Genomic DNA, 13,265 nt, shown 5'->3' on the forward strand with positions numbered 1-13,265 from the left:
AATACATTAATTACGAATAATCATGCAATGAGGGTGTGCCGTGGTGAAGGAACGTAGAACCGAACTGGTACAGGGATTCCGCCATTCTGTTCCCTATATCAATACCCATCGGGGAAAAACGTTTGTCATTATGCTGGGCGGCGAAGCCATCGAGCATGAAAACTTTTCCAGTATCGTCAATGACATTGGTCTCCTTCATAGCCTCGGCATTCGCCTTGTCGTAGTCTATGGCGCACGGCCGCAGATTGATGCCAATCTGGCCGCGCATCACCATGAACCGGTGTATCACAAAAATACGCGCGTTACCGACGCCAAAACCCTGGAGCTGGTCAAGCAGGCTGCGGGTTTGCTTCAGCTTGATATTACCGCCCGCCTGTCGATGAGTCTGAACAATACGCCTTTGCAGGGCGCACACATCAATGTGGTCAGCGGTAATTTTATTATCTCGCAACCGTTGGGTGTGGATGACGGTGTGGATTACTGCCATAGCGGACGTATTCGTCGAATTGATGAAGAAGCAATTCACCGTCAACTGGACAGCGGTGCTATTGTTCTGCTGGGCCCGGTCGCCGTTTCCGTGACCGGCGAGAGCTTTAACTTGACGTCCGAAGAGGTCGCCACCCAGTTGGCGATCAAACTGAAAGCAGAGAAAATGATCGGTTTTTGCTCCTCTCAAGGGGTGACTAACGATAATGGCGATATTGTTTCCGAACTCTTTCCCAACGAAGCGCAAGCGCGTGTTGAGTCACAGGAAGAGAAAGGTGATTACAGCTCCGGTACGGTGCGTTTCCTGCGCGGTGCCGTTAAAGCCTGCCGTAGCGGCGTGCGCCGTTGTCACCTGATTAGCTATCAGGAAGATGGCGCGTTGTTACAAGAACTGTTCTCCCGCGATGGGATCGGTACGCAAATCGTGATGGAAAGCGCCGAGCAGATCCGTCGCGCCACCATTAACGATATTGGCGGCATTCTGGAATTGATTCGTCCTTTGGAGCAGCAAGGTATTCTGGTGCGTCGTTCCCGTGAACAACTGGAAATGGAGATCGACAAGTTCACCATAATTCAGCGCGATAATCTGACCATTGCCTGTGCCGCCCTGTACCCTTTTCCGGAGGAGAAGATTGGTGAAATGGCGTGCGTGGCAGTACATCCGGACTACCGTAGCTCATCACGCGGCGAAGTTTTGCTGGAGCGGATTGCAGTGCAGGCCAGACAAATGGGGCTCAGCAAGCTGTTCGTGTTGACGACGCGCAGCATTCACTGGTTCCAGGAGCGCGGCTTCACGCCGGTCGATATCGATCTGCTGCCGGAAAGCAAAAAAGAGATGTACAACTATCAGCGGCGGTCAAAAGTATTGATGTCGGATCTGGGATAGTAGTCATTGCCGGATGCGGCATAAATGCCTTATCCGGCCTACCTCGCTGGCACCGTAGGCCTGATAAGAAGCGTTAGCGTCGCCATCAGGCACACTGCAGGCCGTCATTAAATAATGCTGACAATCCGCTGCGGCGTTCAGTGCGCGTAGCAATGGCGCTACTCAAAATCCGCTCATCGGCATACAGCGACAAGCGGCGGCGGGCACGGGTCACTGCGGTATACACCAACTCTCGGGTAACAACTGGCGAATGCTGGCTGGGCAAAATCAACGCCGCATGGTCGAACTCAGAACCCTGTGATTTGTGTACTGTCATCGCCCAGGTCGTTTCATGCTCCGGCAAACGGCCAGGCAGCACCGACTTGATAGAGCCATCCGGTAATGCAAACCACACGCGTAAACCATCACCACGATCGAGCGCGATGCCGATATCACCGTTAAACAGCCCCAGCGAACTGTCATTACGCGCAATCATTATCGGTCGCCCTTCATACCAGCGAGAGTGTGCAAATCGGTAAATTTTACGTTTTTGCACCATCGCCAGCTCAATGCGCTCATTCAATCCGCCAACGCCAAATGGACCTTCGCGCAGTGCACACAGCAACTGATAATCATTGAAGGCCTGAATAATGGTGTCCGGCGTAGCCCCTTCACGCAGTAAATCCAGGTAGCGACCATACCCCGTCAGGGCTTCATCCAGCATCGCGGTGTAATCTTCGCTGCTATTAAGCGTACGCTTTTCGATATCACCGAATCCCTGTTGGAAAACGGTTTTAACCGCGGCCTTGTCACCCCGATTAATGGCCGCAGCCAGTTGACCGATGCCAGAATCACTGCCAAAACGGTAACTCTTTTGCAGCAAGCATAAACTGTCACGCAAAGACGCGGCCTGAGTTCCGGTTCCCGCTGGAATGGGACTACCGGTCAGCCGACTGAGTTGTTTGGCACGTTCCGGGGTAAATCCGTCATTCACAAATGCACAAATGTCTCCCAGCACGGCCCCCGCCTCGACAGAAGCAAGCTGGTCACGATCGCCAAGAAAAATCACCCGTCCGTGCGGCGGTAGTGCATCGATAAGGCGCGACATCATGGGCAAATCAATCATGGAAGCTTCGTCCACCACCAGCACGTCCAGATGCAGCGGATTACCCGCATGATGGCGCAGACGCTGGCTACCTGGCTGTGCGCCTAACAACCGGTGCAGCGTGCTGGCATCATCAGGAATACGTTTCTTTTGCTCATCGGTCAGCGGTAACTCACGCAGTGCCGCCCCCAGCGATGCCGTCAGACGTGCTGCCGCTTTTCCCGTCGGTGCTGCCAGACGGATGCGACAACGCTCCCCCTCCGCCATCTGAATCAATGCTGCCAGCAGTCTGGCTACCGTTGTCGTTTTACCGGTGCCTGGTCCCCCGGAGATCACCGATATACGGCGGGTCAGCGCCACAGCAGCCGCTACTTTTTGCCAGTTCACGCCTTCCGATGGCGGGAAGAGCGCTTCCAGCGTGCAGATCAACCGAGGCTCATCCACCTCAATGGCCTGGTTTACCTCACTGAAAAAACGGGCCACCGTGCGTTCGTTATTCCACATACGGTTCAAATACAGGCGATTGTCATATAACACCAGCGGTGTTGGCTGTTCGCCGTGGCTTACCGCAGCGGAGGCCAGCAGGCATTCCGACCAATCTTCCGGTTCACCGGCCTCGCACAGCCAGGCGCTCAACAGTGGATGGGCATCTTCGCGTAAAGATAGTCGGGAAAGCGGTAAGCAAACGTGCCCCTCGCCCGCGTCACGGCTGAGCAGAGCCGCCGCCAGCGTAACGGCAGGGTTGTCATTTCCTGCAACCGCCAGCGCAAACTGTGCATCCAAAGGACGGAGCTGTTTTTGCTCTACGGCCTCCAGCAATCGTTTCTGGATTGTCATTGCATCTCCTCCAGAGCCGCACCGGCAAACATCTCGTCCATCAACGCGATCAATTCCCCATTGGGTCGGGTGGCGAAAATTCCCTGCTGCGGATCGTCGCCGTCAACGCCACGCAGGAAAAGATAGATAACGCCGCCAAAATGGCGTTCATAGTCATAATCAGCGATGCGATGGCGCAGATAACGGTGCAGCGCCAGGGTATACAACTGATACTGCAGATCGTAGCGGTGCGCCTGCATGGCTGAGGCCATTGCCTGCTGGGTATACGCAGAACTGTCTTCACCCAGCCAGTTTGACTTGTAGTCGAGCAGGTAATACCGCCCCTGGTGGCGGAACACCAGGTCAATAAACCCTTTCAGCATGCCGCGTACCTGCATAAAGTCCAGCGGCGGGCAGCCAGCCGAAAGAGGATCGTATTTACGGAGCACTGCATCGAGCTGGTCGGCCACCAGCGGTTGCGAAATCGGCAGGTAAAACTCCATCTCCACCTGTTTTTCACGCGCAGAAAGATCGCTCAAACTCACACCGGTTTCATTGAGCGGCGCATGCAAAATAGTATCCAGCCACTGCGTCAGAACGGGCTCCCAGTGCGCGTCATATCCGCCAAGCGCAAGCTTTTCTTGTACCCACATTGGCTCAACCGGCTGGGTGAAATCCAGATCTTCAAACAAGCTATGCAAAAATGTCCCCGGTGACGCGCCGCGAGGAAACTGGTGTGGCGTAAGGCCCGATTCCTCAATGGTTTCACCAACACCTGCCGCGTCGATATCCAGGCGTGGGATCAGATCCTGTGCAATACCATGCCCACGCTGTTGCAGACCGGAATAGCTGGTAACACGCCAACTGTCACCAGGCGTTCGTTGCAGCATTTTTGCATTCAACGTAGAACTGGCAGGCTGTACAACCTGCCAGCGCTCTCCATCCGGTTCTTTCGGCGTCAGGCAGGCGATATCCTCACCGCACAGCGCCTCAATAGCGCTACGCAGACCTGCGGCATCCATTGGTTCACCCCGTTGCAACAGGCGACCAAGAGCACTTTGATGCACATCGGTATCACCTTTCTTATCGCTCCGACGGCGGACCAACGGTGCCACGCCAAGACTACAGTGCCAGACCGAGCGGGTGAGCGCGACGTAAAGCAAGCGCAAGTCTTCTGCCAGACGTTCAGCCTCTGCCAGTTCAACGCTTTCATCCGCTTCGCTGAGATCCAGCACGGCTTCAAACGAACTGCGATCGTGATAGAACGCCTGATCCTGGACGCGAAAATTCGTGATAAACGGCAGCCAGACGAGTGGATATTCCAGCCCTTTCGATTTATGGATAGTGACGATTTTGACCAGATGCTTATCACTTTCCAGCCTGAGCTGCTGGCTGGACGCATTGCTGTCGGGCTCCAGAATATGTTGCGATAACCAGCGTACCAGCGCATGCTCGCTTTCCAGTTGCGCCCCCGCCTCCTGCAACAGCTCGCTGATATGCAAAATGTCGGTCAGACGGCGTTCGCCCCCTGCCGTTGCCAACAGGTTTTCCGCAATATGGCGAGCGGACATCAGCGCGCGCAGCATGGGCATCACGCCGCGTCGATTCCAGATCTGTCGGTAGCTATCAAATTCCTCAACAACCGCATCCCAGGCTTTTTCGTCAGTATTCAGCGCTTCAATATCCTGCGCATTCAATCCCATCATTGAGGTTGCCAACGCACTACGCAGCGTATTTTCACGCTCCGGCGTCATCACTGCCTGCAGAACCCACAGCAGTTCTTGGGCTTCCAGCGTATCAAAGACGCTGTCACGGTTAGAAAGATACACCGATGGGATGGCCAGTTGCGTCAACGCATCGCGTACCAGCGCCGCCTCCTGACGGCTGCGCACCAGTACGCTAATATCAGACGCACGTACCGGCCTGGACGTTTTACCGCTGACCAGCAACGCTTCGCCAGAGTGCCCGGCTTTAAGCCAATCGCGAATTTGTGTCGCACACACCTGGGCCATAAAGTTCTGATAATCACCCACACCGCAACTGTCCCCTTCCATCAGCCACATACTCATCGCCGGCTGCGTTTCACCGTGTAAAACAAACTGAAGCGCCTGGTTTTTTTCTGCAGATTTTACCGGGCTAAAGGGGATTTCGCGGAACATAAAGGCGTCGTCCATCTGACTGAAAAGCGTATTCACGCTATTGACCATGCCAGGGGCCGAACGCCAGTTGGTATCAAGCGTATAGTGCGCGCTGACTTCGCTACGCGCCTTCATGTAGGTAAAAATATCCGCGCCACGAAAGGCGTAAATAGCCTGTTTCGGATCGCCTATCAGCAACAATGCTGTATCCGGTTGATGCTGCCAGATACGGCGGAAAATACGGTATTGCTGCGGGTCGGTATCCTGGAATTCATCAATCATCGCCACCGGGAAACGGGTACGAATGGCCGCCGCCAGCGCATCGCCGCTTTCGCTACGCAGCGCCGCGTCCAGGCGACTGAGCATATCGTCAAAACCAAGCTCACCGCGTCGGCGTTTCTCCTGTGCGACCGCCTCGCGGATTTCCGACAATGCCCGGGTGATCACCAGATCGCGGATTGTCAGCGGTTCACTCAGCAGTTCATCAATCGCGACAAACAGCGGATGTTGAGGGGTTACACCACCAGCTTTGGTGCGGTCTTCCAGAAAACGCTGAGAGAATTTCTCCAGTGCGTCAGGAAGCTGGTAGCTTCGGGTTTCTTCCTGTGCCCAGGCGCTGATCTTTTCGATCCACTTTCCCTGATTACCACGATTAAATTTACGTCTGTCGATCCCGGATGCTTCCAGTAAACCGTCCAGTTCAGCAACGGAATCTCGCCATTGCTGCTTAATCTGGTCGATACGCGTCAGAATTTTTTCGTGCCGGGCTGCCAGCGTTTCATCGGCTGGCGGTGGCGCTTTAATCACCGGGGATTCACCCTGCAGGTAGCGATCGATATCCCTCAGCAGCGCCTGTGGACCTTTCCACGTTTCAAAAACAACCTGTGCAATGTCGCGAGACAGCGGGTAACAATGTCGACGCCAGAAGTCTGCGCAGGCCTGATAGCGCAGCAGCGACTCATCCTCAATCAACTGCTGTTCAAACAACATGCCTGACTCAAAGGCATTCAGACTAAGCATGCGCTGACAAAAGCCGTGGATGGTAAACACCGCGGCTTCATCCATCTGCCTTTCAGCCAATAACAACCACTGTGCGGCCTGCTTTTTATCGGCGATTTCTTCCAACAAACGAGCGTAGAGCGGGTTATCCGTGGTTTCACGCAGGCAGGCGATGCGTAGTTCATGGATATTGCTACGAATTCGACCACGCAGCTCTTCTGTAGCGGCTTCAGTGAAAGTAACCACAAGCAGCTCTTCGACAGTCAGAGGACGAGGAAAGGCGGCAGGGCCGCCCAGTCCAAGCAGTAAACGTAAATACAGGGCGGCGATGGTAAAGGTCTTACCGGTGCCTGCGGAGGCTTCAATCAGACGCTCGCCCGTCAGGGGCAAGCGTAGGGGATCAAGGGGCTCAGCGGCATCATTCATTCTTTTCACTCATCAGGGGTAAGGTTTGCTGCAACGCGCTGACGGTCTGCCACACTTTCCAGCCTTCCGGGTGCACATATTCTGCTTTCCCATTCTGGCTACCGGAAACCTGTGACAGTATCGCCATGCCTTGCGGCTCAACCACCGCCTGATGGAAGAAGTCGGCAAGCTTTTGCGGCGTCAGCAGTTTAATCTGAGCCACGATTTTATCACGTGAATCGAAGCGCATATTGCCGCGATCGAAATCTTTGCTTAACTGAGAGGCTTCGGCCCCCAAAGTTTGCGGAGCCTGCAGCATTTGCGCGATGATCGCCTGCTGAATTTGTGCAAACTCATCAGCGTTCATCGCCCGCAGCTTCGCTTCCGCCGTCGGGAAAAATGCCTTATAGCGTTCCCAGAGATAGGACGGTTGCTTGTCACTGCTTTGCAACAGGAAGCCCATTCCCCACTGGCGGCCAACGCTCATTGGGAAAGCAAAGACGGCATAACCTAATTGCTCTTCAGTACGCAGTTGATTGTAGAACCACGGTTGAACAATCTGTCCTAACATCGCGCTGTAAGCCGAGCTGGTGTACTCGTCATAGCCGGTGGGTACAAACACCGCCGCCAGCGCTGAATCCGTACTACTGCCCGCTTTTTCAAAGATGACTGACTGCTTCTTGTCTACCACAACATCTTTGTTTCGGCACCACTGTGAGCCATTCGCACCAAGCTGCTTCTGGATATCCCGAGCCATGGTTTTTGCCTGAGTTTCACTCATATTGCCGATCACCAGGAATTCGGGACGCGCACCGGCTTTTAAGGTGTCACGGTAGGCCATCACTTCTTTCAACGTAATAGATGGCAACAGCTCACGCCGTTCATCACGTGAAAAGTACGGTACCTGGGACAGCATCTGAACCGGCATGATCGCCTGATCGTAGGCTTTGCCTTTCTCCGCAGAGTCCATCATCTGGGCATACCAGGATTTCGCCTGTTCCAGCTGTTCATCTGTTGAGGTGTAACTGAAATAACCGCTCAGCAGCGCCTGAAAAAGCTGTGGCAAACGCTGAGTATAGCCATTGGCATTGAGCATCAGCCCGTTATTAGCGTTAGTAGAAAAACCAATACCACCCACTGCGGCCTGGTTACTTAACTGGTCGAGTGCAATACCCGCCAGATAATCGTTCAGAGCGAATAAGACCTGGTTTCTGGCACTGTCCATCGCTTTCGGGTTACGCAGTATCACACTGACATCAACCTTTGGCTCGCTGGCAAAATATTGACTCGGGGCATACACCACGCGTAAATCAGGTTCATCAACGATCAGCTCCGGATGAGCATATTTTTTATCCGTCTTAATCAGCGTGAAATCATCCGGAATATACGGGTTCAGCTCCGGCAACGACAGAGCAATGCCCTGCGCTTTTTGCTGCCAGTCGGCGAATGTTTTCTCGCTGATTTTATCTACCTGATAAGGCGCATCGACAAAATAAGCGGTTTTATTGTGTGGCTCTTTCTCACTGATATACCAGATACGCGCATTCTGCGGCGTCATCATCGCTAGCCGTTGCTCAACGGCTTTGCCATCGTACCGGTCGGCAATATTCACTGCATCGAGCGTATGCTCGACAGGCACGCGGATCATGGTATCGGCCAACCATTCCACATAGTCCATATCACGGGTGATAGAGGGGTAACGGAAGTCGAGATCCAGCACGTGCGCCAGCTCATCAAAATAGCGTTTATCGACACCTTTTTCACGTAACAAATTGATATAACTAAATATTGCGGCGACAACCTCATCTCGATTTGCCAGCCCTTTGTCGGTTAACGTCGCGGAAATCGCTAACACACCGCTGTTGCCATTAACGACAGGATCGGAGTCCGCACGAATGCCCTCAACTAATCCCCGCTTTTGCAACCAGTCAGACAACGTTCCCGGGCTGCGATTACCAATCAGGTAGGTCACCAGCTCATCGGTTTTGCTGCGGAACTGTGCGCTGTTGTTATCGATACGAAACTCAACGCGCAGCACTTTACGCGGCATCGCGGGAACATAGTGGATGATGACGCCCTTTTGCGCGTCGGTGACAACCGGGACGGTTATTTCCGGTTTTTCGATATTTCTGTTTGGCACGCGTCCAAAGGTGTCAGCAGCTATCTTCGCCAACTCTGGCAACGGTTTATTGCTGTAAATCACCGCCTTCATCAGGTTAGCGGAGTAGTACTTTTCATGGAATGTCAGTAACGCTTTCAACACCGGGTTACCCGGCTTATCGCTCAACGTTTCCAGATTTCCGCCGGAGAAGCGCGAACCAGGGTGCGCCGGGTTGATCGTCTCCGCACTCACCTGTGCCATACGCATACCGTCTCGGGTACGCGCCAGCGTCAGCTCAGAATTAACGGCATTTCGCTCGCGATCGGCATATTTTTTATCCAGCAACGGATCGGCAATCGCATCCGCCAGACGATCTACCGCCCCGACCAGCGCGTCATTTTCGACTTCAAGATAGAAAGCGGTGCGGTAAGGCGCAGTGCTGGCATTATGGCTACCGCCGTGCATTTTCAGAAACTCGGCCAGGCTGTCCGGCTGTGGGTATTTTTTCGACCCCATCAGACACATGTGTTCAAGGTAATGTGCCAGCCCCTGATGATCGTCCGGATCTTCCAGCGAGCCGACAGGCACCACCAGTGCAGAGAGGGATTTCACGGCCTGAGGATCGGATACCAACAACACGACCATGCCATTATCAAGGCGCACGGCCTGATACTGGCGGGTATCTTTATCGCTTTTACGGATGGTTTCAGCTAAAGGCTGCCAACCGGTATCTGCCTGACTTACGGGCGCCCAAAAGGCGACGAACAACAGTAATGCGCTGAACCAGGTGCTGCGGGGCATTCACAAACCTCATCATTAACGTATTCACCTGTTCACTGCAAACAACGCATTTAGCGTGGTCTGAACAGGGCAAGACTCTGTGCTGAACGCGTCAGCCTCTTCTCTTTGTAAGAATCAGTCCGTGACAGAAAGCGCATCATAGTGGAAGCCATCAAATTGCGCAATTTTTATACAATCGTCACGACTGATTAAATCGAAAAATCGGTAACAGATAGCGCTGAGACTGTAAAACAATAGTCTCCAGAGTTTCAGGTTCCAGTTGACGCCACAGGCGTTGATACCAGATATCATCACCTTCACCACGTACCATCATATTGCCTTCATAGGCCTGCAAAAACTTACTGCGCGCTTTTTGCAACGTATCATCGTCATCTAACATGGCATCATTTACGGCGTCATAACAGGTTTTTATCCACGCCCCACCACTTTCCGGTAATACCAGTAGCGGTGATGACATGCCTTCCCGATATCCCTCAATAAGTTGCGACAGATACTGTAACGCCTGTTCAACTTCCAGCGGAGGGAAACGCCACTCACCGTCTTTACGCAAGAACAACCGGCTTTCTCCCGTGCCGCCACTGGCACAATAGACAAGATGTTCCAGCCAAAGTTGCACACCCTGCGAAACGCTTATCAGAGATGGGCGCCAGCGCAACAATCCGTCTTCCTGTACCTGCGGGAGCCAACCCGTAATTTGTACGCCATTACAGGTCAGATCAATTTCCATGCTTTGGCTGGGCTGACGACAGGCAATAATGCGCTCAGCCAGCGACTGCATCTCCTGGTGCTGTGTATCCCAGAGAATCTCGCCAAATGCACCATAGGGAAGCGACCCCGCAGCGCGGAAGCGGCGGAACAAACGTTCTGCATCGTGTTCTTCGACCAGCGTGTTAAGCAACTGCTGATTAAGCTGATAGCGGCTAAGCCCTTCAAGGATAAAGGGTTCAGTTTCCGGGATCTCGCTCTCTTCAGAGCGGAAATTTACCCTCAGGCGCATCTGGAAAAACGCCCGCACCGGATGAGCCCAAAAGCGTTGTAGCGTTTCCAGCGTCAGGGTTTCAGGCATTTCAAAGGGGAGCGGCTGGACAAAATCCGTGTGCGCTTTACCTGACAGGCTTGCCGCAGGCAACCACTCGCGCGCATAACTTTGCTGCTCACCAGGCAGATAGTTTTGAGCATCAAAGGGCATACGGGTATGTAAACGGGTAATGTGCGCTTTTACTTTCGCTTCACTTTGATCGCTAGTGAGTAATTCATCGCCCGGCAAATAGTGGCTTTGCCCAATGTAATCCATAAGTTCCTGCACCAGCACCGACGGGAAGCGCTCACTGTTATCCTGGATTGAGCGGCCGATATAGCTGATATAGAGCGTTTGCTGCGCCGAAATCAGCGCTTCCAGGAACAGATAGCGGTCATCATCACGGCGGCTTCGGTCACCACGCCTCGGTTTTTGGCTCATCAGATCAAAGCCCAGCGGCGCAAGCTGGCGCGGATAAACGCCATCGTTCATACCAAGCAGACACACCACCTTGAAAGGAATGGAGCGCATCGGCATCAGCGTACAGATATTGACAGGCCCGGCCAGGAAACGCTGGCTGATTCGTTCCTGATCGAGTCGCTGTGCCAGCTCATCACGCAACAACGAAAGCGGTATGGCACCGTCATACTCGGCTCCCAAACCTTCGCCAATAATGGCCTGCCACTGCTGTTCAATCAGCGTCATCGCGGCTTCGGTATCAGCATCCGGCAGGAAGAAATCATTCAGCATTTCGCGACAAACAGGCAGCCACGCCGCCAACGGACGCTCTACTGCCAGCTCCCGGCGCCAGAGATTAAGCTGCATCAGCAGCGAGGCCAAATGCCCGACTAACTCGGCAATCAAACCACTGGACTCATCATAGGGCAATACCGACTGCCACTCCCCCTGTGCGCTTTCCATCGCATAGCCCAGCAGCATACGTGTTAAACCAAATTGCCAGGTATGCTGGCCAGTTGGAGGAAGCGCGAGTTCGCGCACGTTGTCGTCGTCAATGCCCCAGCGAATTCCAGACTCATTGACCCACAAACGAAGATAGCGCAACCCTTCTTCATTGATGTTGAAACGCGCAGCCAGCACGGGCACATCCAGTAATGCCAGCACATCCTCCGAGACAAAGCGGCTGTCCGGTAGCGAAAGCAGGCTAATAAACGCCTGTAAGACAGGATGAGACTGACGCGCCCGGCGATCGGAAATAGCATACGGCAGGTAACGGTCGGCCGGTGCACTGCCAAAGACAGCCTGAATAAATGGACTGTAGCTGTCGATATCCGCCACCATCACGATGATGTCGCGCGGCGTCAGCGTTGGGTCCGCTTCCAGCATTGCCAGCAACCGGTCGTGGAGTATTTCCACTTCGCGTTGTGGGCTATGACAGACATGGAACGTCACACTAGTATCATTCGGCTCAAGCAACCGTTTATTGTCGCTACGTGAATACTCCTCCAGACTGACTCCCGCCACAGCCCGACTGTCCAGCTCAAGAATATCTGACTGAATATTATGCAAAAGGTTATCAGGGATGATATCGACAAACGCATCCAGCTCCTGGCTGTTTTCCAGTTCCGAAAGCAGATATATGTAGTCACGTCCGAGTTTTCCCCATGAGGCCAACATCGGATTCCCCACATCCTGCTCACCATCGCTGTTAAACAGTCCTTCAGCATTCTGACTATCGCGAAACAGCGGTAAATGTCGTTCTTCAAAGCTATGCCGACGCTGACGCGCCAACAGTTTAGCCAGATAAGCGGGGTCTTTAATATCTCCCCAGTAGTAACGACAGGGATTGGTAAAAAGCAGATGAATATCAATGTGCTTACCCAGCGCTTGTAATGCCTGCAGATACACGGGCGGTAGCGCGGAGATACCACAGATAAAGACGCGCGAGGGCAAGCCTTGTGGGCAGTCAGACGTACTTTCCAGGGTCTGAATAAACCGCTGATATAAATTGGCACGATGCCAGCGTGGCTGTCCCAGTTCAGCCGTGTATTCCACCAGTGCTTTCCACAATGGCGCTTGCCAGGCCTGAGCATCCCCTAATCCTTCCACCTGCTGCCCCGCCTCCCACTGCGTCAGCCATTCAGGACGGTAGACTAAATACTGGTCGAACAAATCCGCGGCGCGTGATGAAAGCTGAAACAGCTTACGTTTGTCTGTGTCGTCGGTGAGATAGTGGCGTAACAGTGCGAACTCATCGTTATTCAGCAATTGGGGGAGCAGCGTCATCAGCTTCCAGCTCATGCTCTGTTTGCTGAATGCGCTTTCTTTTGGGATATCCGGCAATACGCGCACAAACATATCCCAGATAAAACTCGCTGGCAGCGGGAAATCAATGTTAGCGGCAATACCAAACTTCTGTGCCAGAGTCATTTGCAACCACTGCGCCATACCGGTGCTTTGAACCAGGATCATCTCGGGCTCAAAGGGGTCGTCCAGCCGCTCGCGCTCAACGATATATTCCATCAACGCTTCCAGCACATCCAGACGATTGGAGTGGTAGACCCTTAACATAG

The 13,265-nt window shown here is 53.6% G+C and carries 5 protein-coding genes; 1 reads left to right on the forward strand and 4 read right to left on the reverse strand.

Annotated features, from left to right (window positions below; genetic code table 11):
- The first annotated feature begins 40 nt into the window (after window positions 1–40).
- Window positions 41–1,372, forward strand: a complete 1,332-nt coding sequence (gene argA / locus QMN38_RS18385) for an amino-acid N-acetyltransferase (RefSeq protein WP_323605556.1) — start codon at window positions 41–43, stop codon at window positions 1,370–1,372.
- A gap of 85 nt (window positions 1,373–1,457) precedes the next feature.
- Here argA and recD read toward each other — a convergent pair whose 3' ends face one another.
- From recD to recC, 4 genes are all read right to left on the reverse strand, one after another.
- The gene (gene recD / locus QMN38_RS18390) at window positions 1,458–3,293 is read right to left on the reverse strand and encodes an exodeoxyribonuclease V subunit alpha (protein WP_323605557.1); all 1,836 of its coding nucleotides are present in this window, start codon (window positions 3,291–3,293) and stop codon (window positions 1,458–1,460) included.
- Window positions 3,290–6,835: an exodeoxyribonuclease V subunit beta gene (gene recB / locus QMN38_RS18395; protein WP_323605558.1), complete on the reverse strand. Its 3,546-nt coding sequence runs from the start codon at window positions 6,833–6,835 to the stop codon at window positions 3,290–3,292. Before recB ends, recD begins: the two co-directional genes overlap by 4 nt.
- Window positions 6,828–9,716 (reverse strand): pitrilysin, encoded by a 2,889-nt coding sequence (ptrA, locus tag QMN38_RS18400; protein ID WP_323605560.1) that lies wholly within the window; start codon window positions 9,714–9,716, stop codon window positions 6,828–6,830. The genes recB and ptrA overlap by 8 nt, the downstream gene beginning before the upstream one ends.
- A 178-nt stretch (window positions 9,717–9,894) precedes the next feature.
- The gene (recC, locus tag QMN38_RS18405; protein ID WP_271456132.1) at window positions 9,895–13,263 is read right to left on the reverse strand and encodes an exodeoxyribonuclease V subunit gamma; all 3,369 of its coding nucleotides are present in this window, start codon (window positions 13,261–13,263) and stop codon (window positions 9,895–9,897) included.
- Window positions 13,264–13,265 lie beyond the last annotated feature (2 nt).

This window comes from Citrobacter sp. R-1.5.2, from assembly GCF_035064245.1.
Classification (GTDB): Bacteria; Pseudomonadota; Gammaproteobacteria; order Enterobacterales; family Enterobacteriaceae; genus Citrobacter.

Excerpts from the sequence above, each read along its gene's own strand:
- recD (WP_323605557.1), bottom strand. The coding sequence starts at position 3,293 with ATGACAATCCAGAAACGATTGCTGGAGGCCGTAGAGCAAAAACAGCTC.
- recB (WP_323605558.1), bottom strand. The coding sequence starts at position 6,835 with ATGAATGATGCCGCTGAGCCCCTTGATCCCCTACGCTTGCCCCTGACG.
- ptrA (WP_323605560.1), bottom strand. The coding sequence starts at position 9,716 with ATGCCCCGCAGCACCTGGTTCAGCGCATTACTGTTGTTCGTCGCCTTT.
- recC (WP_271456132.1), bottom strand. The coding sequence starts at position 13,263 with ATGTTAAGGGTCTACCACTCCAATCGTCTGGATGTGCTGGAAGCGTTG.